The organism is Mesorhizobium sp. Ca11 (assembly GCF_020165275.1).
Classification (GTDB): domain Bacteria; phylum Pseudomonadota; class Alphaproteobacteria; order Rhizobiales; family Rhizobiaceae; genus Mesorhizobium.
Genome location: NZ_JAIUHU010000003.1, coordinates 261,384 through 285,904, shown reverse-complemented (window position 1 = coordinate 285,904; position 24,521 = coordinate 261,384). Strand labels below are relative to the sequence as shown.

24 protein-coding genes are annotated in these 24,521 nt (G+C 64.9%); all 24 read right to left on the bottom strand.

Features of this window, described 5'->3' with window-relative positions; translation table 11 throughout:
* Nucleotides 1-4: 4 nt before the first annotated feature.
* The 24 genes from LB538_RS07745 to flgA all read right to left on the bottom strand — a co-directional run bounded on the left by LB538_RS07745 (nt 5) and on the right by flgA (nt 24,518).
* Nucleotides 5-1,648: an MFS transporter gene (locus LB538_RS07745; protein ID WP_224524307.1), complete on the bottom strand. Its 1,644-nt coding sequence runs from the start codon at nt 1,646-1,648 to the stop codon at nt 5-7.
* 150 nt (nt 1,649-1,798) lie between these two features.
* The gene (gene asnB / locus LB538_RS07740; protein ID WP_224524325.1) at nt 1,799-3,664 is read right to left on the bottom strand and encodes an asparagine synthase (glutamine-hydrolyzing); all 1,866 of its coding nucleotides are present in this window, start codon (nt 3,662-3,664) and stop codon (nt 1,799-1,801) included.
* A gap of 159 nt (nt 3,665-3,823) precedes the next feature.
* A complete protein-coding gene (fliQ, locus tag LB538_RS07735; RefSeq protein ID WP_095766361.1) occupies nt 3,824-4,090 on the bottom strand; it encodes a flagellar biosynthesis protein FliQ in 267 nt (88 codons plus the stop codon).
* 121 nt (nt 4,091-4,211) lie between these two features.
* The gene (gene flgD / locus LB538_RS07730) at nt 4,212-4,619 is read right to left on the bottom strand and encodes a flagellar hook assembly protein FlgD (protein ID WP_140632323.1); all 408 of its coding nucleotides are present in this window, start codon (nt 4,617-4,619) and stop codon (nt 4,212-4,214) included.
* Between the two features lies 1 nt (nt 4,620).
* The gene (gene flbT, locus LB538_RS07725; RefSeq protein WP_224524327.1) at nt 4,621-5,058 is read right to left on the bottom strand and encodes a flagellar biosynthesis repressor FlbT; all 438 of its coding nucleotides are present in this window, start codon (nt 5,056-5,058) and stop codon (nt 4,621-4,623) included.
* Nucleotides 5,055-5,402 carry a flagellar biosynthesis regulator FlaF gene (flaF, locus tag LB538_RS07720; protein ID WP_040989989.1) on the bottom strand — a complete coding sequence of 116 codons (348 nt, stop codon included), beginning with the start codon at nt 5,400-5,402 and terminating at the stop codon, nt 5,055-5,057. The genes flbT and flaF overlap by 4 nt, the downstream gene beginning before the upstream one ends.
* 31 nt (nt 5,403-5,433) lie before the next feature.
* Nucleotides 5,434-6,483, bottom strand: coding sequence for a flagellar hook-associated family protein (locus LB538_RS07715; RefSeq protein WP_224524328.1), 1,050 nt, complete (start codon nt 6,481-6,483; stop codon nt 5,434-5,436).
* A gap of 3 nt (nt 6,484-6,486) precedes the next feature.
* A complete protein-coding gene (gene flgK / locus LB538_RS07710; RefSeq protein ID WP_224524329.1) occupies nt 6,487-7,938 on the bottom strand; it encodes a flagellar hook-associated protein FlgK in 1,452 nt (483 codons plus the stop codon).
* 29 nt (nt 7,939-7,967) lie between these two features.
* The gene (locus LB538_RS07705) at nt 7,968-9,221 is read right to left on the bottom strand and encodes a flagellar hook protein FlgE (RefSeq protein WP_224524330.1); all 1,254 of its coding nucleotides are present in this window, start codon (nt 9,219-9,221) and stop codon (nt 7,968-7,970) included.
* 214 nt (nt 9,222-9,435) lie between these two features.
* Nucleotides 9,436-10,104 (bottom strand): response regulator transcription factor, encoded by a 669-nt coding sequence (locus tag LB538_RS07700; protein WP_095766367.1) that lies wholly within the window; start codon nt 10,102-10,104, stop codon nt 9,436-9,438.
* Nucleotides 10,105-10,326: 222 nt separating this feature from the next.
* Entirely contained in the window at nt 10,327-10,917 is a 591-nt protein-coding gene (locus tag LB538_RS07695) for a transglycosylase SLT domain-containing protein (protein ID WP_224524331.1), read from the bottom strand.
* Nucleotides 10,847-12,190 (bottom strand): flagellar hook-length control protein FliK, encoded by a 1,344-nt coding sequence (locus LB538_RS07690; RefSeq protein ID WP_224524332.1) that lies wholly within the window; start codon nt 12,188-12,190, stop codon nt 10,847-10,849. Before LB538_RS07690 ends, LB538_RS07695 begins: the two co-directional genes overlap by 71 nt.
* Complete coding sequence (locus tag LB538_RS07685; RefSeq protein WP_224524333.1) at nt 12,187-13,626, bottom strand: chemotaxis protein MotC; 1,440 nt, start codon at nt 13,624-13,626, stop codon at nt 12,187-12,189. The genes LB538_RS07690 and LB538_RS07685 overlap by 4 nt, the downstream gene beginning before the upstream one ends.
* A gap of 122 nt (nt 13,627-13,748) precedes the next feature.
* Nucleotides 13,749-15,167, bottom strand: a complete 1,419-nt coding sequence (locus tag LB538_RS07680; RefSeq protein WP_224524335.1) for a MotB family protein — start codon at nt 15,165-15,167, stop codon at nt 13,749-13,751.
* A complete protein-coding gene (locus LB538_RS07675) occupies nt 15,164-15,790 on the bottom strand; it encodes a hypothetical protein (RefSeq protein WP_224524338.1) in 627 nt (208 codons plus the stop codon). The genes LB538_RS07680 and LB538_RS07675 overlap by 4 nt, the downstream gene beginning before the upstream one ends.
* A gap of 3 nt (nt 15,791-15,793) precedes the next feature.
* Complete coding sequence (gene fliF, locus LB538_RS07670) at nt 15,794-17,452, bottom strand: flagellar basal-body MS-ring/collar protein FliF (protein ID WP_224524342.1); 1,659 nt, start codon at nt 17,450-17,452, stop codon at nt 15,794-15,796.
* 173 nt (nt 17,453-17,625) lie between these two features.
* Nucleotides 17,626-18,696 carry a flagellin gene (locus tag LB538_RS07665; RefSeq protein WP_224524346.1) on the bottom strand — a complete coding sequence of 357 codons (1,071 nt, stop codon included), beginning with the start codon at nt 18,694-18,696 and terminating at the stop codon, nt 17,626-17,628.
* A 259-nt stretch (nt 18,697-18,955) separates the two neighbouring features.
* The gene (locus tag LB538_RS07660; protein WP_224524348.1) at nt 18,956-19,951 is read right to left on the bottom strand and encodes a flagellin; all 996 of its coding nucleotides are present in this window, start codon (nt 19,949-19,951) and stop codon (nt 18,956-18,958) included.
* Between the two features lie 248 nt (nt 19,952-20,199).
* Entirely contained in the window at nt 20,200-20,931 is a 732-nt protein-coding gene (gene fliP, locus LB538_RS07655; protein WP_095766375.1) for a flagellar type III secretion system pore protein FliP, read from the bottom strand.
* Complete coding sequence (fliL, locus tag LB538_RS07650) at nt 20,928-21,422, bottom strand: flagellar basal body-associated protein FliL (RefSeq protein WP_224524351.1); 495 nt, start codon at nt 21,420-21,422, stop codon at nt 20,928-20,930. The genes fliP and fliL overlap by 4 nt, the downstream gene beginning before the upstream one ends.
* 18 nt (nt 21,423-21,440) lie before the next feature.
* Nucleotides 21,441-22,145 carry a flagellar basal body L-ring protein FlgH gene (flgH, locus tag LB538_RS07645; protein ID WP_224524353.1) on the bottom strand — a complete coding sequence of 235 codons (705 nt, stop codon included), beginning with the start codon at nt 22,143-22,145 and terminating at the stop codon, nt 21,441-21,443.
* The gene (locus LB538_RS07640) at nt 22,142-22,753 is read right to left on the bottom strand and encodes a MotE family protein (protein ID WP_411908996.1); all 612 of its coding nucleotides are present in this window, start codon (nt 22,751-22,753) and stop codon (nt 22,142-22,144) included. The genes flgH and LB538_RS07640 overlap by 4 nt, the downstream gene beginning before the upstream one ends.
* A 2-nt stretch (nt 22,754-22,755) precedes the next feature.
* Entirely contained in the window at nt 22,756-23,844 is a 1,089-nt protein-coding gene (locus tag LB538_RS07635; RefSeq protein ID WP_224524643.1) for a flagellar basal body P-ring protein FlgI, read from the bottom strand.
* A gap of 149 nt (nt 23,845-23,993) precedes the next feature.
* Complete coding sequence (flgA, locus tag LB538_RS07630) at nt 23,994-24,518, bottom strand: flagellar basal body P-ring formation chaperone FlgA (protein ID WP_411908995.1); 525 nt, start codon at nt 24,516-24,518, stop codon at nt 23,994-23,996.
* Between the last annotated feature and the right edge of the window lie 3 nt (nt 24,519-24,521).

The window sequence follows — 24,521 nt, the reverse complement described above, 5'->3', positions numbered from 1 at the left end:
GTCCTTAATGCTCGATCGGCCCCTTCGGCGAGACAAGCGTCGTGCCCGCGGTGGTCGGACGCTCGATCATGCGGCGCACGCGCGGCGGGTTGTCGCCGCTGTGCAGCGCGCGGATGCGTTCGCCGACCACGGCGTCGGCATGGGTGGCGCGCCGGTTGTGGCGGATATACTCGACCCAGGTCGGCGTGTGGTAGTGCTCGATCCACACCGACGGATTTTCGAGGTCGCGGGCCAAAGTCCAGTTGCGGGCGCCGTCACGGCGGCGGATGCGGCCGCGCTCGGCCATGGTCGCCAGGAATTCCGGCACGTCCTCCTCGCGGATGATGTACTCGATCATGATAGCGATCGGGCCGCTGCGCGGCTTGAGGTCGAGCGCCAGCATCGGTTCCTTGAAACGGTTGAGCGGATCGAGGTTGAGCACCGTCTGCCGCGGCAAGGGTAGGACGAAGCCGATGGCGCCGCCGGCGAGCATCGCGACCGCCGCAGCGGTCAACGCGGTCTCCGCGCCATGCGCGTCGGCGACGACGCCCCAGATCCAGCTGCCCAGCGCGATGCCGCCGAAGGTCGCCGTCTGGTAGATCGACAGCACGCGGCCGACCACCCAGCGCGGCGTCGACATCTGCACCGTGACGTTGAAATGCGAGAGCGCGATCACCCAGCAGGCGCCGCCGATGAGCAGGCCCGCCGATGTCTGCCAGGCATTGCGGCTGACTGCGGCGTTGAGGGCGCAGAGCGCGAAGCCGCTAAAGGCCATGCGCACCATCGCCTCGCTGGACAGCAGCTGCCTGAGCCGCACGCTGATCAGCGCGCCGCCGACCGCGCCGATGCCGAAGGCGCCGAGCATGATGCCGTAGGTCAGCGCATCGCCCTTGACGACATCGCGCGCCACCAGGGGAAGAAGCGCCAGCACCGCGCCGGCGCTGAAGCCGAAGGCCGAACCTCGGACCAGCACCTTGGCGATGTTGGGCGACATGGCGACATAGCGCAGGCCGGCGCCCATTGCCGCGCCGAGTGACTCGCGCGGCAGGGTTTGCTCGGGCAGCGCCGGCTTCCAGCGGGCGAGCACGACGATCAGGCCGATATAGCTCGCGGCATTGGCGGCGAAGGCGGCCGCCGCACCCGCGGCAGCGACGATGACGCCGCCTATGGCCGGGCCGACGCTGCGGGTGATGTTGAAACCCAGCGAATTGAGCGCGACCGCCGCCGGCACCTTGGCGCGCGGCACCATGTCACCGACCGAGGCCTGCCATGACGGGCTGTTCAGCGCCGTGCCGCTGTCGATCAGGAAGGTGAAGGCAAGCAGCGTCCAGGGCGTCATCCAGCCTTGCCAGGTGAACAAGGTCAGCAGCGCCGAGACGACCAGCATGAAGGTCTGCGCCACCAGCATCACCTTGCGGCGGTTGAAGCTGTCGGCGATGGCGCCGGCAACGAGCGCGAACAGCATGATCGGCAAGGTAGTCGAGGCCTGGACCAGCGCCACCTGGTAGGGCGAGGTGGCGATCGTGGTCATCATCCAGGCGGCGCCCACGCCCTGGATCAGGCCGCCGAAATTCGACACTAGGCTGGCCGACCAGACGGCGCGGAAGATGCCGTGCCGGAACGGCGCCAGCGCGGAGACGCGTTCGCTTTCCGGCTCGTCGTCGATCATGGTTGCGCCTTCATCCGCTATAGAGGCTCGCCGCGCCCGCGCAGGCGGGCGACTCGCCAAAGAGTGCGACCCAACAACAGGATGGCAAAGGCGAAAATGCGTCGGCGAAGCTTTAAGCCAAGCATCTGGCCTGTCTGGACCAACTTTGGGTTATTTCGCACCTCTCTCCTCGGCATGCAGGGCCTCGGTCAACGCGCCTGTTGTCTCGCCATTCATGTAAAGCCTGAGCAGCATTTCCATGCCGACGAGACGCAGGCGCGACGTTTCCTGGCTGCTTGCCATGTCGATCAGGTCGTCCAATTCGGAAGCAGACCATTTCATCGCGTCGCGCAGCAGGCCACCGCGCAGCAGGCCCTGCGTGCCAGCCGAAAAAGCGGCATCCATCTCGAAGCCGTTCTTTGCGGCGCGAATGTTTTCGCGCGGCAGATGGCGTTCGGCGACCTTCTTGAGCAGCCACTTGCCGGTCCCGTCGCGGTATTTCTGCCGGCGCGGCAAATGAAGGGCGAAGTCGATCAGCCGGTTCTCGAGGAACGGCACCCTGAGCTCGACGGACGCCGCCATGCTCAACCGGTCGTGCCGGTGCAGCAGGTCCTGCAGATGCGAGTAAAGGTCGTAAAAACAGCTTGCCAGGAAGGCGCGATCGCCGGGCTGCGCGACGCCGTCCAACCTGTCGAACAGCTTGGTCTGCAGGAAATTCAGCTCGGGCGACAGGGCTCTGAGCGCCATGGCGCGGTCCGTCGGCGAGCCGCGACCGATCGAGTTGCGGAACGGGGCGCGGCGCAATTCAGCGAATTTGCGGTCACGCCCGGCCTTCGACCGGAACAGGCGCTGCAGCCAGGACTGGCGCCAGAGCCTGACCGTCGATGCCTGCCATTTGTAGCCGCCGAAAAGCTCGTCGGAACCCTCGCCGGTCAGCAGCACCTTGACGCCATCGGCGCGGCACTGCTCGGCAAGCGCCAGCAGCGCCGCGTGGCTGGCATGCCACCCGTCGGTTTCGAGGTGCCAGACCGCGCGCGGCCAGAGCTCGAGGAACCGGTCCTTGTCCAAAGGCACCCGACGCAGGCTTACGCCGACATGCCGACCGGTCCGCTCTGCATCCTCGGCCTCGCTGCGGCCGAGCTTCGGGTCGACGACGTAACCATGCATCTCAGGCCTGAAGCGTTTGGCAAGCGCGGTGATCAGGCCGGAATCGATGCCGCCGCTGCAGGCGGTGGCAAGGCTGGTATCGGCGATGCAATGCAGCTCGACACTTTCCTCGAGCAGCGTCCGGAGCGTCGCCATATGTTCGGCGTCGGATGTCTTGTCGCCGGAGATGCGCGCGGTCTCCAGGACGTCGAGGACATGCCAGAAGCGGCGCTTCTCGATGCCCTGCGCCGTGATCTTCCAGAGGCCGGCCGGCGGCAGGCGCTCGATGCCGTCGAAGACGCTGTAGCTCGAATCGCGGCTCTGCCAGGCCAGCCGCAGCGTCAGCTCGCGCGTGTCGATCCGGCGGGTAAAGTCGTGGCAGGCGAGGATCGCCTTGTCCTCTGAGGCGAACAGCAGTCGGTCGCCGGTCTCGGCGACCGACATCGGTTTGATGCCCAGCCTGTCCCTGGCAAGCCACAAGGCGCCGGCGCTGGCATCGAAATAGGCGAAGGAGAACATGCCGTCGAACAACGGCACCGCTTTTTGCGGGCCCCAGTGATGCAGGGCCTGAAGCACCACCTCGGTGTCGGACACCGTGCGGAACGTCAGGCCTTCCGCCTCCAGCGACTTGCGCAATGCGCGAAAATTATAGACCTCGCCATTGTAGCACAGCACACCGTCGCCGGACGCGGTCAGCATCGGCTCGCGCGCGGCGGGCGATGGGTCGATGATGGTCAGCCGGCGATGGCCGAGCGCCAGGCGGGCGTCGTTCCAGTTGCCGTGATCGTCGGGACCGCGATGCGCCAATGCCTGCATCATGCGCGCGACGTCGCGACGATCGCCGCTGCCGATCGGATCGCGCTTTCGCCAGACGCCGGCTATTGCGCACATGGCCCGCCGGCCGTTCTTGCCTGATGCATCGCTTCCTGAAAGTGGCCTAGGACGAGGGCGCCGACCGATGCCGGCGCGCTTCACAATCTAGCTGCTACAGATGCCGCTGCAAGATCATCCGGGTCGGGGCGGAGGCCACCCGACGCTCGCGGCCTTGCGTCAGAAGCCGTGCTCGATGCGTTCGAAGATGACGTTGGTGAAGGCCGAGATCTGGCCGCCGATGAAGGGACCGGTCAGCGCCACCACGAGCATGATGGCGACGATCTTCGGCACGAAGGTCAGCGTGATTTCCTGAATCTGTGTCAGCGCCTGGATGAGCGCGATGCCGATGCCGACGACCATCGCCACCAGCACCACGGGAGCGGAAGCGGTAAGAACCGTCCACACGGCGTACTGGACGATGTCGAGGGCATCGGCCTCGTTCATGGCTGACCTCTCGCGAGCCCGCTAAAGCGGGTCGCATGAAAAACAGTTCACGCGACCTGTTTTTGGTTTTGATTTAAGCATGTCTTTGCCCCGAAACCGGATCCACTTTCGTGAGACATGCTCAGGCGGCCGGCTTGATCGACACGCCCGCGCCGACGGGAACCTGGGTGCCGTCCTGCAGCACGGCGATCAGGCCGCTGCTGGAGAGCGTCACCGAAGCCACCGTTCCGGTTGTCTTGCCGTCGGCCGAGGTGATCGAGCGGCCGATCAGCGCATCGGCCTGCGACAATGCCGAGGACTGCATGATCTGGTCGAGCTTGGTGTTGGTCTGCACCGACTGCTCGACCTGGGAGAAGGTGGCGAGCTGCGCGACATATTGCGTGGAATCCATCGGCTTGGTCGGATCCTGGTTCTTCATCTCGGCGATCAGGAGCTTCAGGAACGACTGGTAGTCAACCGCCGTCTTGGAAGTCTTCTGGCTGGCCTGGTTGGCGCCAACCGGAATCGTTGTCGTCATGTCGACGGCCATTTTATGCTCCTACAGCCAGCGCGCGCGGCGTTTGGGAAATGTCGTCATCGTCTTCGAGCACGCTGCGCTCGAGCGGATAGAGCGCGCGGATCGCTTTCAGCGCCTCGTAGATCTCATCCTCGCCGACCATCCGGTCGATCTGCTTCAGGCTCTTGCAGATGTCCTGGTTGTCGAAGCTTGCGATCAGCATCGGCAGCGAGCGGCGGAACATCTCGCGCGCCTCGGGGGCGCCGAGCGGGTTGATCAGCATGATCTGCACGATGAAATAAAGCTGCCTGAGCGGCGTAGAGGCCTGATCGGCCTGGAGGACGTGGCTTTCGAGCAGGAACTGCACGTCGTTCATCAGCTCGATGGTGACCTTGCGGTCGACGCGGATGACCGCGCCGTTGATATAGATCTTCTCGTTGGGCTTCAGCGAGATCTTCAGCGTGTTGGTCATTGGATGCCGTCTCGGATGATCTGGGAGACCTCGATCAGTCCTTCGAAATTGTTGGTGCGGCCCTGGCGGATGTCTTCCGTCTCGCGCAGCAGCCATAAGCCGATCGAGATCAGGTTGGCGCGCAGTTCCTTGGGCAGGGCGTTGTCGCTGGAGCCGAGATCCTCGACGAAGGTGGTCCAGATGCGGTTGGTGAAATGCAGCGCCTCGACGGCTTCCATCGACTCGGTGCCAACGGCTGCTGCCGCCGCCAGCATGTCGATCGACCGGGTGAGCAGCTGCCGCTCCCGGTCCTTGGCATCGGCGACGGAGTCGGTCTGGATGTCGGCGTAGGAGAATTGATACATCGTCGGCGCTCTGGCGTTCCGGTTTACGTGTTCAAGTCAGATAGTTCAGCAGGCTGAGCTGCTGCAGACGCGCGGTCAAGGCGAAGGAGGTCTCGATATGCTGCGTCAGGTCGGCGACCCGGGTAGCGGCTTCCGCGGGATCGACGCCTTCGAGATCGACGATATGCTTCTCGAACAGGTCGACCTGGGTTTTCATGCGGTCGCTGGCGTCGGATACGCGCTGCTGGGCAAGGCCCGTTTCGGCCCGCACCTGGGTAATGCCGCCGATGGCTTCGCCGACCAGCGCCTGCGCGCGGCTGACGACCGCGTTCTGGGCGGCCTCGCTGATGCTGCCGGTAAGCAGGCTGCTGACCATGGCGGACGCCATGGCGAGCTTGCGGATACCCTGCTCGTTGGCGCTGACCGAGGTCTGCGTGGTTTCGTTGAGCGAGATGCGGCTGGTGATCTGCTCATCGGTGGCGCTCGACCAGTTGGCCTGCCAGCCGGCGCCCAGGAATTGCGGCTCGACCTTGGTGGTGATGAAGTCGTCCATCTGGGCAGCGGTGATGTTGGCCGCCGCCGGGTCGGTCTGGGCAAAGCCGAAATAGCTCGAGAAGGCCGCATCGAAGGCGGCTTTGGCCGGCGAGCCCGTGGCGTTGAAATCGTCGATCGGCTTGACGTCGGTGTTGGTGCCGGCAAACAGATATTCGCCGTTGACGCTGGTGTTCAAAATACCCGTCATCTGCTGCAGCGCCGAGGCGCCGGCGGTCTGCAGGATGCTGGTCGAGGAGTCGCCCGACACGCCGCTGGTCAGTGCCGACAGGAAGCTCTGCGCGGCACCGGCGATCTGGCCGAGCGAATCCTGGGTCGATGTCAGTCGCGCGGTGACGAGCGCGTTGGAATCGACGATGCCGTTCAGCCGGTCGAGGTCGCGCTGGAAGGTGACGGCCTGGGTCGTGCGCCCGCCAAGCGCCAGACCGACATCCGCGACCTTGCCGGTCGTGGATTCCGTCGTCGCCTTCACAAGGTCGGCCTGCATTTTCGCTTGCTGGTAACGCAGGGCGTTGGAGATGGCGGCTGAGGAAACGGCTGTCGCTTTCATGAATTATCCTACCGCGCTCATCAGGGCGTCCAGCATGTCGCTCACGGTCTTCATCATATGCGCCGAGGCCTGATAGGTGTGCTCGAGGTCGAGAAGCAGGGACATCTCCTGGTCGACATTGACCCCGGTATCGTTGGACAGCGCCTCGGCCGTTCGCGCTGCCAGCGCCTGCTTGCTGTCGGCGTTGGTCGAGGCCTGCTGGCGCACGCCTTCGAACCATCCGATGGCATTGGCCGCGTAATCGGAGACGCCGGAGCTGACGGCGATGCCGGCCGAGGCATCGAAGGCCATCGGCTGATCGAGCTTGTTGCCATAGCTGATCAGAAGGTCCGAATAGGATGCGTTGCCGGTGTTGACGACATAGGCCGCGCCGTTGGCGCCGCCGTCGCGCAACAGCGCGGGATTGCCGCCAGCGCTCGGATCGAAGGCGGCGTTGACGCCGATCGATCCGGCGAGGCCGTCGACCAGGGTGCCGGCGGCCGGGATTGCCGGCGCGCCGGACCATGTGAACAGGCCGGCCGCATTGGGCTGCGATGGCGCGGTTTCGGCAAATGCGGTGATAAGGCCGCGCGCGATCTCGTCGAGCTGGCTCTGCATGGTCGAGGCGACGCCGTCGCGCAGCTTCAGCAGGCCCGCAAGCTTGCCGTCGGCGGTCGCGTTGTCGCCAGTGCCGGCCGAGACCGGCACATTGTCGATGTAGACCGTGTTGCCGGGCGTGCCGGCCGAATAGCCGGCCGATGGCGCGAAGGTCACCGAGCGCGGCACGGTCTCGAACAGCGTCGTGCCGTCCTTGGTGGTGACGACCATGTCGTTGTCGCCGCGCGTGAAGGTCGATACCGGGACATATTCCGATATCTTCTTCAGGAGGGCGTCGCGCTGATCGAGCGCGTCGGACACGTCGGTGCCAGATCGCGTGCCGGAGATGACGGCCTTGTTGGCGTCCTGGAACTGGCCGAGCAGGGAGTTGAGGTCGTCGACGGCGGTGGCGATCTGGCTGTCGGCCTGGGTGCGGAAGTCCTGGATCGCCTTGGTGCCGCTGTTGAGAGAATTCACCACCTGCTTGGCGGCATCGATGACGCTGGTGCCGAGGTTCTGGTTCGATGGCGTCGTGGCGTAAAGCTGCAGAGATTGTTGCAGCTTGGCGATGGCCGTCGAGGGAGACGACGCGTTGTCGACCCCGTTGACCGACAGTTCGAGTTGATCCATGCCGTTGTAAAGCGCGCTCTGGCCGCTCCATGCCGACAGCGCCGAAAGGTTCTGGCGGAACAGGAGCTCGTTCGCGGCGCGCTGGATTTCCACCGCCCGGGCACCCGGCGCCGTGCTGGTCACCACGGTGATGCGGCGGGTATAGTCAGGGTTCGACGCGTCGGCCACATTGCGCGATACGACGCTGGTCTGCTTGGACGTGGCCAGGAGCGCCGATTGGGCAATGCTTAGTGCGGAGGAAAGCGACATGCTGATCTTTCACGGGCGGCGCCCGTCGTTTATCTCTTCAAGTTGACGAGGACGTCCATCAGGTCCGAGCCGGTCTGGAAGACCTTGGAATTGGCGGTGTAGCTGCGCTGCGCCGCAATCATGTTGGTCAGTTCCTCGGCGATATCGACGTTGGAGTTTTCGAGCGCCCCGGAGACGATGGAGCCGAGCTTGCCCTCATTGGCAAAGCCGATGTGGACGGCGCCGGAGTCGGTGCTCTGCACATAGATGTTGCCGGGCATTGCGGTGAGGTTGTCGGGGCTCTGAACGTCGGCAAGCGGGATCTTGTAAAGCGCCTTGGTCGAGCCGTCCGCGAACTGAGCGTAGATGACGCCGTCCTGGCCGATCTGGACCTTCTGGATGGAGCTCGGGGCGTTGCCGTTGACCTTGGCGTCGGCGACGGTGAAGCCGGTGCCGAGCTGGGTCAGCTTGGAGAGATCGAGGTTGAGGGTCTGGCCGCCCGGAACGGTGAAGGAGGCGCCTGTGGTCGCGCCGGTGAGCTTGCCGGTGGTGGTGTCGAAGGTGAGGTTGGCCGATCCTAGCGCACCGCCGGTATAGGGGAAGGAGGTGCCGGGGGTCGCCTTCGACTGATCGAAGACCGAGACTTCCCATGTTCCGGTGCCGGTCTTGGTGAAATAGACGTCGAGCAGCTTCTTGTTGCCGAGATTGTCATAGGCGACCAGCGAGGTTTTCGACGTGTATTCGGCGGTCGCGCTGTTACTGGACGGCAGCGGACCGGAGGGCGGCGTCGCGCCCGCGGGCAGGTTGCCGGAAAACAGGCCCTCGGTGCTCGGCGTCGCCGTCATTTGCTGATCGGAGATCTGCACCGGCACGAGGCCCTCGAAGCCGTTGGCGGTCGCTGCCGGATCGCCATTGGCGTAGTCGTAGGCCATGAGCTGGTAGCCCGCGGCATTGACCAGCCGGCCCTGCGCATCCGGAACGAAGGAACCGGCGCGAGTGAGGTAGGGCGTGCCGCCGGCATCCTGGACGACGAAGAAGCCGTCGCCGTTGACGGCAAGATCGGACACCGAGGTGGTGTAGGTCATGACGCCTTGCGTGCTGACGGCCGAGCGGATCGTGGTGGTCACGCCACCGGAATTATAGGCGCCGCCGGTGCCGGGCATGATCAGTGACGAGAACTCGGCCGAAGAGCGCTTGTAGCCGGTGGTGTCGGAGTTGGCGATGTTGTCGGCCACCGCGGAGAGGCGGTTGGCCTGCGCGTTCATGCCGGAAACGCCGGTCCGCATCATTCCGTAGAGGCTCATCGATGGATCTCCGCAGTGCCTGGGTAGCAGGCCGTAAAACTATGCCTCGTGTCTTGCGCGAGGCTGGCGCGGGATGGGCCTAGAGCGTGATGGCGCTTCGTTGAATCGCCGTCACGCACTGACTCTTTGTTGGAGCATGATCCTTGTCCGAAAACCGGTTCCCACTTTTTGCTTTCGCTGATCTTCGGTTCGGGATCACGCTCGAGGGCGGCCATCAAAACACCAGCCGATAGCCGAGGAACCTCTTGGAATCGATCGGATCGTGACCAAGCTTCTCGCGCAGCTTCTTGCGCAGCTTCGAGATGTGACTCTCAACCACGTTCTCCTCGACCTCCTCGTCAAAGATGCCGTAGATGGCGTTGAAGACCTGGGTCTTGGTCACGCGCCGGCCGCGGTTGCCGGCCAGATATTCCAGGATGCGCCGCTCGCGCCGCGGCAACGGCAGCGGCTCGCCGTTGATCTCCGGATCGCGGCCGTCCATGAAGATCCGCATCGACCCGACCTCGGTATAGGCGGCCTCTTCGGAGCCGCGGCGGCGGATGGCGGTGATGCGGGCGAGAATCTCTCGGATATGCACCGGCTTGCGCACGACATCGTCGACGCCGCTTTCGAACAGCCGCAGCGTGTGCTCGAGCGAGTGATGTTCGCTCAGTGCGATCACCGGCGCGCCGGTGCGGTCGCGGATCTGGCGCGGCGATATCGCGCCTTCGCGGCAGTCGCCGATGAGAAAGGCCCTGACGGATCTGAGATCGGTGTCGGCAGCGGAACTCACCCACTCGCCGAATTCGCCTGGCGCGAAGCCGGCAGTGGCCACCCCCTCGCGATCGAAAAGTGAAGAGTAGCCCTCTGTCACGAGCTCTCGCTCGTCAACGATCACGATCATCGGCCCGCCCTCCGAATCATTTCACTTGCCCCGTGGGGAAAGGCGTACCCGGCTCGATGAATCCTGAAAAACCATCATTTCTTGTAGCTATTTTCTTGGGAGTTTTTTTGGGAGCCGTAATAAAAGCGGTTGCGCTGGTGTATTCGCGCCAACTGTTGGCCGACGAGTATCGGGGTCGGCGGATAGGCTGGCGAAGGTCGACCGGCTTCTCACGTACAACAACTACTGATTGCAGAAGGTGCTGGCATTCGGAGTCCATTTGCCGAAGCCGGTGGCGACCATGTTGGCGATGACGCGGCAGACATAGACCTTCTGCGCGGGGTCGTTGTCGGGGCCGGCATGATAGCGGGCGACGGCCATTGACCAGGTCATGTGCCGGGCATGCAGGCTGACCAGGAAGCGCGCCGCGTAGTCGACATTGCGATGCGGGTCGAGCATGTCCTCGACGCTGCGGAACTGCGCGCCGTGATAGCGATGGTTGATCTGCATGCAGCCGAGATCGATCAGCGTCTTGCCCTCGCGACGCGCGTTCTCGAATGCGGCGAGCGCTTCGCCGCGACTGCGAGGAAACACAGCTTTTCCTTCTATATTCAAGGCATTAGGCTGAAGGCTGCCCTTCTTTCCGGTCTCGGTCAGGCCGACGGCGTACAGGATTCCGGCGGGCACCCCGTAGCGATCGGCGGCGCGCAGGATCTCCGGCTCGCAGGGATTGGCAGCGGCGCTGGCCGCGCCGGCAGCGAAACTAGATATACATATCGTCGTCAGCACGCTCGCGAAGAGGCGAAGCGGGTCGACCGAATTCCTGTGCGCCATTGTTCCTTCCCGGTTGCCGGCCGCCGCCCGCGCCGTTGCTGCCCGAGTTCCCAGGCTGGAACGAAGGCTGGTCACGGCCTGTCGACATCGGCATGGCGCTGGTTGCGTCGGCGCGGCTGGCCGCATGCGCTGCTATCGAGGGTTGCAGTATGGTGACCTTGTCGACGTCGAAGCCGAGGCTGCGCATCGACTTGACGACGGCGTCGCTGTCGGCGGTGAGACGGCGGTATGCCTCGTGTGTCTCGGGCTTCATCTCAATCGAAAGTCGCTCCCCCGAGAGCCGCAGGCTGGCGACAACCGATCCGAGCTCCGAAGGGTGCAGCTCGATCTTCAGCACGTGTGTCGGAACGGCAACAGAATTGGTCGTCTGGGAGCCCGTCGAGGCGCTTGCAAAGGCTTGCTGGACGCCATTGTCGGAGGCAAGCCCTTCAACCAGCGCCGATGCCGTCTGGCCGATCGGATTTTGCGCCGGCGCCGGGAAGCTCTGCTGGCTGACGACTTCCATGCGTCCGGCGGAAGAAGACGGCTTGCCCGGAGTCTGCTGCGCGGCCGACTGCGATTGCAGCGAAGCCTTGGATGCGGAAGCCGGCCGCCAGCCTTGCGGCGGCAACGGGCTACCGGCCGCCGGATCATCCCCTTGCGCCGGCAAGGCATCGGCATCACGCCGGCCCGGCATATCGAGAGCCATTTGCGCCTTCATCGGCTTTAGCCCAAAATCGGGGCCGGAATCGTCCGCTGCCGTCGAACGGGTGGATCGCGACAGCGGCTCGGCGGAACTGTCAATCGCCGTGCGCTTGCCGGCGCGCAGCCGCAGTTCCAGCGATCCGTGGTCGCCGGCGGCTTCTTCACCATCAGCGCCGCCCGCGCCCGACGATTGCGCGAAATGCTTCATGTCGCCCAGCGCCATCAGCAACGGCAAGCGGTCCTGCAGCGGCGCGGGATCGTCGGATTGCGCCGCGGTATCCTTATCTGCGGTCTGCTTCGCGGATAAGGATTGCCCGTCGGTCTTCGCGGACTTTCCCGTCGCCTTCTGCGAACCGGTTTTCCCCTGCGGGTCCTGGTCCGGCTCATGCCTGCCGGCATTGGCCGGCAAGCGCCTTGCCGGATGCGCGTTGGGTATTACCGGTCCGGCCGTGTGCTTGTCCTGTGGGCTCTCGGTCCCATGCACAATCTTGCCGAAATTCTGATCCCCATCCTTGTCGCCGGCAGTGTGCTGCCGGGACTGGGCCTGTGTCGAAGCAAAGCCCGGCAAGGTCTGGTTGACGCTGGTCATTTTGGGGCTGCTCCGAGGAGTTGGTCGATCTGGTCGAGCTGACGCCGCGTGCTGGTGACCGCCGCATCGATCGGGTCTTGCATATCGGGCTTCGCCGGCGCGGATGCCTTAACCACCGGCGCGGCGCCGGTCGGAGCCGGAGCGGCCGCCAGGGTTTCAGCCGATGCTCGCGCGGGCTGCTGGACAGGGGGCGGCGAAGCGGCGGGCGCCGCGTCTTTCGCCTGGTCGCTCGGCGCGACCGGCGGATCGCTCACCGCGACCGCCGGATCGCGTGCCGCGACCGCTGCCTGTTCGGGCATCGCTCCTTCCACGGGAGGCAAGTCCGCATCGGCCGGGTCGGCTGAGGCCTCGGTCGCGGATTTCCCTCTGTCGCCTCTTGCAACGATCGTCGGTGCGGTTTCGGCATTTGCGGGCGCTTTCACCGGCGCCATCACTTCGCCCGCCACGGCCTGCGCGGCGTCGAGCAGGTCGCGGTCGCTTTGCGAAAGCTTGCCGCGATCGATCTTGCCGAGCTTGGCGCGCACTTCATCGACATTGGCCGATGTCATGGTGGAAAGGCTCGAATAGAGCTGGGTGCGCGGGTCATCCTGGCTGCCGTTGCCGTTGCGGCCCCGCTCGGCCTTCGCTGAGGCGAAAGCCGAGAGCTCGGTCATCCCGTCGATCGCGGCACGGCGTGCGATGCGCAGGTAGATAACTTTCTCGCGCTCGGGATCCATCATCGAGGTGATGTCGGCGATCTTGTCCTGGCTGATCGCCATGTGCAGCGTAATGACGCCGGAAACAAAGGCATCGGCGAACTGGCTGGCGTAAGGCGAATAGAGATAGGAGGCGACATACTGGGTCGAAGCCAGCGCGAAACGGGCGGCGTCGCCCTGTGCGGCCGCGATGCCCACGGAGCGTCGAAGCGCTGCCTCCTCGACCAACGTGCCGGGGCTGAGCAGGCGCGCCTCGTCGAGCAGGTTCAGCGCTGCCGCAGGATCATCGGTCGCAAGCAGCGAGCCCTTGACCAGCGCCAGGAAGGCGCCGAGGTCGGCGGGCACGCCCATCGGATCGATCGGCTTCAGCATTTCGATCGCCTCGGCCGGCCGGCCGCTCAGATAGGCGACGACGCCTTTGGCGATGGCCAGGCTTTGCGGGTCGGTTATTGCACGCGAAGCCGCCGCCGCGACCGTCACCGGGTTGCCGCCGCTCATGCCGTAGACGAGCAGAGCGCGGAAGTTCTTCGGCTCCTTGAAATCCTCGGCATCGGCATTGCGCACCCGGGCGTCGATCATTTCGAGGAGTTTTGCCTGCATCGGCAACGCGGCATGATCGCCGCCGGCAATACGATCCTGGATCAGCTGCAGCGAACGCACCAGCTGATAGGGTTGCAGGGCGTCCTGCGCCAATGCCGCCGATGACGGCCCGGCAACGAACAGCGCCAGCGCCAGCGCCATTCCGGGAAAAGCGTGAGGCGGTTTTCCATTCGGAATTGCGCCAAGGCAAAGAGATGGAGCGGTTCGCCGTTTCGCTGAAACAGTGAAGCGCTTCATCGAACGGCCGATGACGGTCCTGGCCCTCATCCGCCGGCCGCCATCAGGATTTCGATGCGTCGGTTCGCGGCAGCCATCGGATCGGAGGCGATCTTTGGCTTCCGGTCGGCGAAGCCCGCGACCTCGGTGATGCGGCTTTCGTCGACGCCCCCGCGCACCAGCATATAGTAGGCCGAATGGGCGCGCGCGGTGGACAGCCGCCAGTTGTCGTAAGTGTCGCTGCGAAACGGCCGCGCGTCGGTGTGGCCGCTGATGGTGATGGTGCCCTTCTTCTGGTTGATGATGTGGCCGATCTTTTCCATCGCCAGCACCAGCTCGCGGCGCGGCATGGCCGAGCCGATCTCGAACATGCCGAAATCGAGCTGGTCGGTGATCGAAATGACGACACCCTTGTCGGTGGCCTCGACCGAGACGCCGTCGGCGAGCTTTTCACCCGGTAGGAATGCCTTGGCGAGCTCCTTCTTGATATCCGCCGCTTCCTGAAGAGCGGCTTTGCTCGGCGCCTTTTCGCCTTTGTCGGCGGCTTGCTCGGATTCAGTCTTTTCCGCCTTCGCAGGTTCGGCTTTGGTGTCGACCGCTGCAGCCTCGCGCTTGTCGACTTCAGCTTTCCCGCCTTGGGCTTTCTCGGTCTTGTCTGCTTCGCCCGACGCCTTCTCGGCGTCGCCTTGCGCGGCCTTTGGCCCGCTCTTAGCGTCGGTCTTTTGCGGGGTTGCCAGCGGCTCCAGCGGCGCGGCCGTCAGGGCAGGAGCGGCCGGAACGACCTTCACCTTCGGCACCGCGACGGCGGCGACCTTCTCGCCGGGCTTGACCGGATCGCCTTCGATCCTGGCGCGTTCGGCGGTGGCCTCGGCGCCAGGCGCCGCCACTTGCTGCGACCAGAAATCCGGCGCGAACGGATCGCGGTAGGACTCGCCGCCGGATGCGCCGGTTGCCGGACCGGCCGCCTGGGCGCCGCCTTCGCCCTTGGCGCTGACGTTCTGCATCACGCCTGTGTCGGCGGCTATTTCCGCCAGCACCGCGTAGGGATCGGCAAACAGCTTTTCATCGGAGAGCTGGGCATCCTGCGCTCCGGCCTTCGTCTGCCGGCGCTCGGAGGAACCGGCGCCGCCCTTGCCGTCATCGCCCGCCTTGGTCGCGCCCTGCTGCGGGTTGTCCGCGGTCAATCCGACCTTGCTCGGGCCGTCGCCCAAATCTTCCAGGCCCTTGCGGCTGGAGTTGCGATCGATCAGCTCGACCGGATTGAAATAGCTGGCGACGGCCGCCTTGGTCTGCTCGTTGGCGGCGTTGATCAGCCACATGACGAGGAAGAAGCACATCATCGCCGTCATGAAGTCGGCGAAGGCGATCTTCCATACGCCACCATGGTGGCCGTCGTCATGACCGTCGTGATTGCGCTTGACGATGATGATCTCGTGCCGGGGGTCGGCATGGTCGACGGCGCTCATGACAGGACCTCCGACAAGGACGCCGACCACTCGGCGATACGCGTCTCGAACACGGTTTCGTCGATGGTGACGGTCAGGTCGAAGCCCGGCGCCTCGCTGAAGTCGAGATTGGCGGCGCGGGATCCGAGCGCCGCCTGCAGCGGCTCGAACAGCGACAACGGGCCGCGGACGGCGATGCGCACGGCCTCGCTGTCGGCGACCGCCGCACTGATGGCGCGGGAAAGGGCAGCGAGCGAACGCTCCTGCAGGTCGTCGCTGAGAAGGCCGCCGACGATACGGGCGACGGTTGCGCCGGCAAGCTCGGCAACGCGCTGCTCCATGGCCTCGATGCGCGTGGCGAGGGCGGCGCCGAGATCGCCGCCGAAGCTCTCAAGGAAAGTTTGCGCGGCCTGGTTGCTGGCCTGGCGCTCGGCGTCGAGCGCTGCCTGATGGGCCAGCGCGAGGCGCGCCTCGAGCGCTGCCTCCGCGTCGGCCACGGCCTCGGCGATCAGCGCGCCGATATCGGCCTGCGGCTCCGGCGCGGCCGGCAGATGCTCGGCGTCGCGCGCGGTCGGCGCCTGATTGGCACGCGGCGTGCGCGAACCAAAATCGGGCAGGAGATCGAAGAGGGCTGCGGAGGCCATGGCCTAACCTACGGCTTCCGGGACGGCTGCCCATTTGCGCAGAATCTGCGCGGTGCGCTCCTCGTTGAGGTCGACCATGCGGGCAAGCCGGTCCTGCGGCGCCGGCCGGATTTTCTGGCGCAGGTCATCGAGCGGGGTTGCACCGGCGCGCGCGCCGGGCAGGGCGCCGGCCGGGGCCTCGGCGGTGATCGCGGCGACCGGCGCATCGGGCGTCGGCAAGGAACGCTGCACGTCGTCGAAGCTCGGGCCGGCAATGGCCGCGGGCCTCGCCGACGCCGTCAGCGCGGCGGCCATCGGCTTGAGGCCGAAGAACGCCACCAGGAAGACGACGACGATGAAGGCGCCGGCATTGATCAGCGTGCCGGTATAGGTGCCGATCGAGGCGAGAATGCCAGGCTGATCTATCGGCTCGCCGTCGAGGCCGTTGATGAATTCGACCGCCGAGACGTCGATGATGTCGCCGCGCTTGTCGTCGAAGCCGGTCGCCGAGGCGACCATCTTCTGGATATCGGCGACTCGCTTGGCGATCTGCTCCGGCGTGGCGTCCTTGCCGAGGATGGTCTTCAGGCGATCCTGGTTGACCACGACCGCGATCGACATCTTGTTGACCGTGTAACCGTTGGAGACGGTGGCGATCTTCTTGGAATTGATCTCGTAGTTCGTGATCTCTTCCTTGCGGTCGTTCTGCGAGGTGGATTGCGGGCCTTCGGTGGTGGTGGTCTGCGTCTCGGGCAGGTTCTGCTCGACGCTGGTCGGGGTCGAAGCCTGCTTCTGGTTGCTGGCCTCGTTGGTCTTCACTGACTGCACCGAACGCTCGACGCGCGAGTTCGGATCGAAGATCGTCTCCTCGGTCTGGCGCGTGTCGGTGTTGATGTCGGCCTTGACGCTGGCGCGGAAATTGTCCGGGCCGAGATAAGGGGTGAGCGCGCGGCGGATGTTGTCGCCGATCTGCGCCTCGACCGTCTGCTCGACGCCCAGCGTGCGCGCGGCGCTCGTGTTGGACGGGTCGTCGCCGGCGGCCAAAAGATTGCCGTTGGAATCGAGCACGGTGACCTTGTCGGCCGAGAGGCCGGGAACGGCCGCGGCGACGAGGTGGCGGATCGACATGGCGCTCTTCTCGGCATCGCTGCCCGCATAGCGGATGACCACCGAGGCGGAGGGCTGCTGCTCGTCGCGACGGAAATTGGCACGCTCGGACATGACGATGTGGACTCGAGCCGCCTTGACGCCGGAGATCGACTGGATGGTGCGCGCGATCTCGCCTTCCAGGGCGCGCACGCGGGTGATCTGCTGCATGAAGGAGGTGAGGCCGAGCGAGCCGACATTGTCGAACAGCTCATAGCCGGCGTTGGCGCTGGTCGGCAGGCCTTTCTCGGCAAGCAGCATGCGCGCCTGCGCGGTGGTGCCGGCCGGCACCATCACGGATGTGCCGTCAGAGCCCACATCGAAGCCGATGCCGGCGTCGGCCAGCACCAGTCCGATCTGATTGACGTCGGAACGCTCGAGGCCGACATAGAGCGTCTCATAGGCCGGGCGGTTGAGATAGACCGACGCGATGCCGATGACGGCCATGACCAGGGCCGCGATGCCGCCCATGAGCGCCAGACGCCTAACGCCGAAGCTCTTCAAATTCGCGATGACGCTCTGGATCTGTTCCGGCACGATTCAACCGCTCCCAGCATGACTGTCCGCCGGAAGACTAGACCGCGAAGCTTGTGCGAGGATGATAGGCGTGCCGCCGAAGGTCTAGCAAAGCGTCGACCCGGCTCTTATCGAAAAACGAAAAAGGCCGCGCCCGAGGCGCGGCCTTTCGCCGGTCGGAATATTTCTGCCGATTAGCCGTTCTTGAACAGCGCCAGGATCGACTGAGAGGAGCTGTTGGCGATCGACAGCGACTGGATGCCGAGCTGCTGCTGCACCTGCAGCGCCTGAAGGCGGGTCGATTCCTTGTTCATGTCGGCATCGACGAGCTGACCGACGCCGCGGTCGATGGAGTCCATCAGGCTCTGGGTGAAGGTCTTCTGCAGGTCGATCGAGCTCTTGGCGGCGCCGAGCACGGTGGCGGCGTCGGTAAGCTGACTCATGACGTTGTCGATCTTGGTGACCATCTGCGTGATGATGTCGTCGGTCACGCCCGTTGCCGTGATGTCGAGATTGAAGGCGGAGACGTTGTCGATCTTGACGGGCGAGCCCGACACAGCGGCCTGGCCCGCGGTGTTGGCGGCAATGTCGGTGGCGCCGCCGGCGATCGAGGCCGCATAGGCGGCGTCATATGCCGACTGGTCGGCGGCGGTGGAGTAGATCGAAGTCTTGCGATCGAGAATGCCCTGGTTCTTGACGGCCGTTGCGAGGCCGGAATCGAACAGCTTGGTGCTCTCGACATTGATGTCGATGGTTCCGAGCGAGATGGCGCCGGACGAGGAGCGGTTGAACGAGGAGACGATCTGGGCGTCGGGCTGGACGCCGTCATTGGCGGCCGCGACTTGGGTTGACGTGACCGAAAGATAATTCGAGCCGGAGAAGGTGGCGGCATCGGCGAAGGATTTCATCTGCGCCTGCAGCGTGGTGATTTCGGTCTGCGTCTTGGCCTTGTTTGCACCCGATTGGCCGACAGCCGACAAAAGCTTGGTCTTGATCTGGCCGATCGTCGAAAGGACGTTGTTCATGCCGGTATAGGCGGTGTCGACCTTCGAGGCGCCGAGACCGAGAGCATCCTGCACAGTCGACAGCGCCGAATTGTCGGAGCGCATGGTGGTGGCGATCGACCAGTAGGCGGCGTTGTCGGAGGCCTCGGAGACCCGGTAGCCGGTCGAGATCCGGGCCTGCGTCTGCTCGAGCGATTTGTTGGTGGCGTTGAGGCTTTGAAGTGCAGTCAACGCCGCAGCGTTCGTCATGATGCTCGCCAAGAAACTCGCTCCTTCTCAAAAGCCGGCATGCCACGCAGGCCGGGTCTCGACCTGTCCATGGGTTGCGAATCGTGCCGGTCGGGCCGATTCGACAACCTAAGTGATTGGTTAACCATACCTAGCGCGATATGGTTAATGGCCTGTTAAAAGTAGGCTTCCGAGAGGTTAGGGAACGAGGGTTGCGCGAGCCTTGAGCAAACGCAAATCGGGCCGCGCTTTTGGCGCGGCCCGATGCTTTGGTCCGGTCAGTATGAAGCGATCAGCCGCGGAAGAGCGACAGGATCGACTGCGACGAGCCGTTGGCGATCGACAGCGCCTGGACACCGAGCTGCTGCTGAACCTGCAGCGCCTGGAGGCGGGTCGATTCCTTGTTCATGTCGGCATCGACGAGCTGGCCGACGCCGCGATCGATGGAGTCCATCAGGCTCGAGGTGAAGGTCTTCTGCAGGTTGATCGAGCTCTTAGCGGCGCCGAGCTTGGTCGCGGCGGTCGTCATGTCCTTCAGCGCGGCGTCGACGACTTTCATCATATCCGCGATCTGGGTATCGCTTGCAGCGGTGGTGCCGGAGAAGATCTTCATCGTGGCGACCGAATAGGTGTCGCCCGCCGCAGCTGCCGCACCCAGGGTCGGGTTTTGCGCAGTGGTGGTGACAGCGCCAGTCGCACCGACGCGGTCGGCGTCGAGGATACCTTTCGACACGCCAGCCGCGGTGCCGGCTTCATACAGCTTGATGCTGTCGACCTTGACGTCGATCGTCGAGATCGAAACTGCGCCGGTGGCATCGCGGTTGAAGGCCGAAACGATCTTGACGTCGGCTGCGCTCGTGGCGGTGGCGCCGCTGTTGACCGACAGCATGTTCGTGCCGGAGAAGGTGGCGCCGTCGGCATAGGCCTTCAATTGGTTCTGAAGAGCGGCGATTTCGACCTGGGTCTTTTCCTTGGAAGCATCGGTCTGGCCGTAGGAAGCGGTCAGCTTCTGCTGGATCTGGTTGATGGTCGAGATCGCACTGTCCATGCCGGTGTAGGCGGTATCGACCTTCGAGGCGCCGAGGCCGAGCGCGTCCGAGACGGTGGACATGGCCTGGTTGTCGGAGCGCATCGTGGTGGCGATCGACCAGTAAGCGGCGTTGTCGGAAGCCTGCGAGACGCGATAACCCGTCGAGATGCGGGCCTGGGTGGTGTCGAGGTTCTTCTGGGTGGCGTTCAAGCTCTGCAGCGCGGTCAGCGCCGAGGCATTGGTCATGATACTGGCCATGGTTACTCGTACCTATTTTTTACACGGATTTTTTTTACATACCGGCATGTCCGGTATGACGGTGCGGCATCATGCCAATGACCGCTCAGTCGGGTCACCCGCCATCTGCGAGCGACTATGGCGGGAAGTCCCTACCAAAGACCTAAATCGGACGGTTAATCGAAAATAATGTTGGAAGGCTTGCGCGCACTTTGCTCAAGCCGTCGAGACGTGACGCGGCACGCTTGCGCGCGGTCCGGCGGGATCGATCAGGTGAAGGATCGCACCAGGCTGCCGACCAGAAGGTTCCAGCCGTCGATCAGCACGAAAAACAGGATCTTGAACGGCAGCGATACCACCGTCGGCGGCAGCATCATCATGCCCATGGCCATGGTGACGGTGGCGACGATCAGGTCGATGACGAGGAAGGGCAGGACGATGAGGAAGCCGATCTCGAAGCCGCGGCGGATCTCCGAGATCATGAAGGCCGGCACCAGGATGCGCAGGTCGACAGTCTCGCGCGAGACGGTCTGGCCGCGCTCGCGGGCGAGGTCGGCGAAGAGGTCGAAATCCTTGTCGCGCACATTGTGCAACATGAAGTCGCGGAACGGGCCGGAGATTTTCTCGAACGCCTCGCCCTGCGTGATCTGGTTGTCCATCAGCGGCTTCACGCCAGTGTTCCAGGCCTGGTCGAAAGTCGGCGCCATGACATAGAAGGTCATGAACAGCGACAGCGAGATCAGGATCAGGTTGGCCGGCGTCGATTGCAGGCCGATGCCGGCGCGCAGGATCGAGAAGGCGATGACGAAGCGGGTGAAGCTCGTCACCATGATCAAAAGGCCCGGGGCCACCGAAAGCACTGTGAGCAGGCCGAACATCTGGATCAGGTAGCCGACGGTCGTGCCGTCGGCCTTGCCGATGCCGCCAAGATCGAGCTGCTGGGCCGCCGCGACGGAGGTGGTGACGACGATGAGCGCCGTGGCTATGAGGAACTTTCTCATTCGAGCAGCATCGTCCTGACGAGAACCTGTTTGACGTGGCCGCCGCTGCGCAGCGCCGCGCGCTCCTCGAGATCGGCCTTGAGATGCTGGTATCCGCTGGCGCCTTCGATCTGATGCAGCTTGAGGGTGCGCACATAGGCAAGCAGGTCCTGGTGAATCTGCTCGGTCACTTCCTGCGGCTGCGGGGCATCGTAGAGCAGCGACGCCTCCAGCCGGATCCAGACTTCCGACGGCGAGGCGAGATTGGTGGTGATCGGCGCCAGCTGCACCAGCGCTGGCCCGGCGCCCGCCTTGCCGCCTTCGGCGGGTTTTTCCGCGGCGCCGGCGTTCTCCGGCGCCGCCGGCACCGGTGCCGGGGTCTCGCCTTGCTGGAGATAGCCGCCGGAAAGCCAACCCATGCCGACGGCCGCGACGGTCATGGCCAACAGCATGGCGAGTTGGATCGCCAGGGAAGGTCCCTTTTTCGGCTGGACTTGCTCGACATTTGCCACGGCAGCGCTCTCCCGGTCCTAGAAGGGAAGCACTTGGTCGAGGATCTGCTGGCCATAGGCCGGCTGCTGGACCTCGCTCACACGGCCACGGCCGCCATAGGAAATGCGCGCCTCGGCGATGCGCTCGTAGGGGATGGTGTTTTCCGCGCCGATGTCGGACGGACGGACCATGCCGGCGATGGTCAGCACCCGAAGCTCGTAATTGACGCGGACCTCCTGCGAGCCCCTGATCATCAGATTGCCGTTGGGCAGCACGTCTGTGACGACGGCGGCGACATTGAGCTCGAGGTTTTCCGAACGTTTGATCTCCCCATCGGCATTGGTCTCGGTGCTGGAGCTCAGGCCGGCGTCGCCCTTGCCGCTGGTGCTTGCCTTTTCCCATCCTAGATTGATGTCATAGCCAAGCTTCCGCGCGGCGGTGCGGCTGCGGTCGTTCTGGTTCTTGAAATTGGCCTTGTCGTTGAGCCTGATGTTGACGGTCAGGATGTCGCCGGCGCGCAGCGCGCGCGGATCGGTAAAGAGCCGGCTCTGGCGATCGTCCCACAGCGAGAATTTCTTCGGCCGGGAGGCAGGCGGCTCGGGGTAGTTGTAAGGGCCGGAACCGCCTTCGCCGATGCCGGAGCCGACCGGCGACAAAGCGGGCTCCCTGCCGACCTCCCTGAGATCGGTACCGCAGCCGGCCAGGGTGGCGAGGGCGATCAGGGCCAGCAATTTCAACTTCATGACGGATCAACCCTTCGCGCCGCGCTGGCCATGATGCCGGTGAGCGTCGCCGCCGCCTTCTGGTCCATTTCGTTCAGGATGACGCCGGCCTTGCGCGAATCGAGCTTCATCAGGATGGCCGCCGCGAGCTCGGCGTTGACCATCGCCAGACGTTCGGCGGCGGCATCGGGCTTCATGCCGGCATAGATCTTGACGACGCCGTCCTCGGCACGCGCCAGGAACACCTCGCGGCGCTTCAGCCATTCCTCGTATTCTGCCCGCTTCGCCTCCAGTGCTTTCATACGCTCGTCGATGCCGGCCTGCAGCTGCTTCAATTCCTCGGCCTGGAGAGCGTAGCGGCGGTCGCGCGCGGCATCCGCGATGTTGGAGCAGAAGCGCTGGATCTCGCTTTCGTCCGGCGCCTTGCCGCCTGCGAGCGCAGCCGGCTGAAGCGGCGCGTTTTCATGTGTGAGCTGTGCCGGCTGAACGGGCGCCTGACCGCCCGGCAACACCTGTCGTACCTCGTCCGCATGGGCAGCGGTGCCGCCAAGCAGAGCAACCATTGCTGCGATGGCCCGGAAGCTCAGGTGACGGCGGGGTGTTGGGGAGGAAAGCGCGATCATCGGCATGCCTATTGGAGAACCAGATCGGCCTGCAAGGCGCCGGCCGATTTGATGCCTTGCAGGATGGCGATGATGCCGTCGGGCTTCACGCCGAGGCGATTGAGGCCCGAGACCAGCGTTTCGAGGTCGGGACCGTCGAGCACGGCAACGCGCGCGTCGGGCCGGCTCGCCTCGATGGCGGTGAAGGGCTCGACAGCGGTGTGACCCCTGGAGAAGGGTTCCGGCTGAACCACCTTCGGCGCTTCTGTGATGCGCACGGTGAGGGTGCCGTGGCTGATCGCCACACGCGAGATCCTGACATTGCTGCCGATGACGATGGTGCCGGTGCGCTCGTCGATGACGACGCGGGCAGGCGCGTCGGATTCGACGACTAGATTTTCGATCTCGGCATAAAAACGCGCGGCCGAGACATTCCTCGGCCGCCTGATCTGCACCGTGCGGGCATCGCGTTCGGCGGCGACCCGCATGCCGAAGCGCTGCGAGGTGTAGTCGTTGATGGCGTCGGCGATGCGGATGGCGGTCGAGAAATCGGGATTGCGCAATTGCAGCGTCAACACGCCCTGGTCATCGAACTCGGCCGGCACCGAGCGCTCGACGATGGCGCCGTTCGGCACGCGGCCGGCGGTCGGCACGCCTTGCGTCAACTGCTCGGCCTGGCCCTGGGCGGTGAAACCGCCGACGATCACCGAGCCCTGCCCGACGGCATAGATCTCGCCGTCGGCCGCCTTCAGCGGCGTCATCACCAGCGTGCCGCCGGCGAGCGAGGTGGCGTCGCCCATCGAGGAGACGTCGATGTCGATGCGGCTGCCCGACTGGACGAAGGGCGGCATGTTGGCGGTGACGATGACCGCGGCCACGTTCTTGGAGCGCGCGCGGCCGTCTTCGGTGGCAATGCCGAGATTCTCCAGCATGGCCCGGATCGACTGTTCGGTGAACGGCGAGTTGCGCAGGCTGTCGCCGGTTCCGGCGAGGCCGATGACCAGGCCATAGCCGACGAGCTGGTTGTCGCGCGCGCTCTGCAGCTGGGCGATGTCCTTGATGCGCGCCGCGACCTGACCGGGCGGCAGCGTGCTTGGCCCGGTCGAGACCCGGAACATGCGCTGGGTGGTGGCCGGATCGTATTCCGGATCGTCGTAGACACCGCCGTTTTTCTGCGCGAGCTCCCGCTTGGCCTTGGGCGTCAGCCCATCCGCCAATGCCGGCTGCAGGCCGATGGCGGCGCTCAGCAGAAGAACAAAGGCGCGCATCACGAAGCGCCGACCTTGATGGTGCCGTCGGCCATCACCGTGCCGGAGATGATCTTGCCGCTGTCGGTGTTGCGGATCTTGATCTGGTCACCGGCAGCACCTGGCTGCAGCGTGACGCCGGCGGCCGAAATGGTGAGCGAGCCGGCGGTGAAATAGACCTGGACGGAAGCGCCCTGCTCGACCAGCCAGGCGTCGCGGATGGCAGTCACCGGGATGTAGCGGCCGGGCAGCAGCGTGCGCTTGGCAACCTTGCCCTGAAGCTCCTCCGAGCGCGTCGCCATGCCGTCCGGCTTGTGCTTGCCGGGGATGAGCATCACCTGCTTGAGCGAGGCGGGCTCGATGGTCTCGCCGGGATAGATGACCCGGTTGGGGATCAGCACGGCCTCGCCGACGGCCTGGCCGGCGGCGATCTGGTTTGCCGACTGGCCGGTCGGGTCCTGCGCCAAAGCCGGCGTGCCGGCGGCCACCAGGGCGGTGGCCAGCACGGCGCGACGGAGTGCGGAGGAGATCGGCCCGGCCATCATCCG

Coding starts and splice junctions, on each gene's coding strand:
- flgA (WP_411908995.1), bottom strand. CDS start 24,518: ATGATGGCCGGGCCGATCTCCTCCGCACTCCGTCGCGCCGTGCTGGCC.
- LB538_RS07695 (WP_224524331.1), bottom strand. CDS start 10,917: ATGGCGCACAGGAATTCGGTCGACCCGCTTCGCCTCTTCGCGAGCGTG.
- LB538_RS07705 (WP_224524330.1), bottom strand. CDS start 9,221: ATGAGCCTCTACGGAATGATGCGGACCGGCGTTTCCGGCATGAACGCG.
- LB538_RS07660 (WP_224524348.1), bottom strand. CDS start 19,951: ATGGCCAGTATCATGACCAATGCCTCGGCGCTGACCGCGCTGCAGAGC.
- flgK (WP_224524329.1), bottom strand. CDS start 7,938: ATGTCGCTTTCCTCCGCACTAAGCATTGCCCAATCGGCGCTCCTGGCC.
- LB538_RS07680 (WP_224524335.1), bottom strand. CDS start 15,167: ATGAGCGCCGTCGACCATGCCGACCCCCGGCACGAGATCATCATCGTC.
- LB538_RS07690 (WP_224524332.1), bottom strand. CDS start 12,190: ATGACCAGCGTCAACCAGACCTTGCCGGGCTTTGCTTCGACACAGGCC.
- LB538_RS07715 (WP_224524328.1), bottom strand. CDS start 6,483: ATGAAAGCGACAGCCGTTTCCTCAGCCGCCATCTCCAACGCCCTGCGT.
- LB538_RS07675 (WP_224524338.1), bottom strand. CDS start 15,790: ATGGCCTCCGCAGCCCTCTTCGATCTCCTGCCCGATTTTGGTTCGCGC.
- flaF (WP_040989989.1), bottom strand. CDS start 5,402: ATGTATCAATTCTCCTACGCCGACATCCAGACCGACTCCGTCGCCGAT.
- LB538_RS07635 (WP_224524643.1), bottom strand. CDS start 23,844: ATGTTCCGGGTCTCGACCGGGCCAAGCACGCTGCCGCCCGGTCAGGTC.
- flbT (WP_224524327.1), bottom strand. CDS start 5,058: ATGACCAACACGCTGAAGATCTCGCTGAAGCCCAACGAGAAGATCTAT.
- flgH (WP_224524353.1), bottom strand. CDS start 22,145: ATGAAGTTGAAATTGCTGGCCCTGATCGCCCTCGCCACCCTGGCCGGC.
- LB538_RS07745 (WP_224524307.1), bottom strand. CDS start 1,648: ATGATCGACGACGAGCCGGAAAGCGAACGCGTCTCCGCGCTGGCGCCG.
- fliP (WP_095766375.1), bottom strand. CDS start 20,931: ATGAGAAAGTTCCTCATAGCCACGGCGCTCATCGTCGTCACCACCTCC.
- fliQ (WP_095766361.1), bottom strand. CDS start 4,090: ATGAACGAGGCCGATGCCCTCGACATCGTCCAGTACGCCGTGTGGACG.
- LB538_RS07640 (WP_411908996.1), bottom strand. CDS start 22,753: ATGCCGATGATCGCGCTTTCCTCCCCAACACCCCGCCGTCACCTGAGC.
- flgD (WP_140632323.1), bottom strand. CDS start 4,619: ATGGCCGTCGACATGACGACAACGATTCCGGTTGGCGCCAACCAGGCC.
- LB538_RS07685 (WP_224524333.1), bottom strand. CDS start 13,626: ATGGCGCTGGCGCTGGCGCTGTTCGTTGCCGGGCCGTCATCGGCGGCA.
- LB538_RS07700 (WP_095766367.1), bottom strand. CDS start 10,104: ATGATCGTGATCGTTGACGAGCGAGAGCTCGTGACAGAGGGCTACTCT.
- asnB (WP_224524325.1), bottom strand. CDS start 3,664: ATGTGCGCAATAGCCGGCGTCTGGCGAAAGCGCGATCCGATCGGCAGC.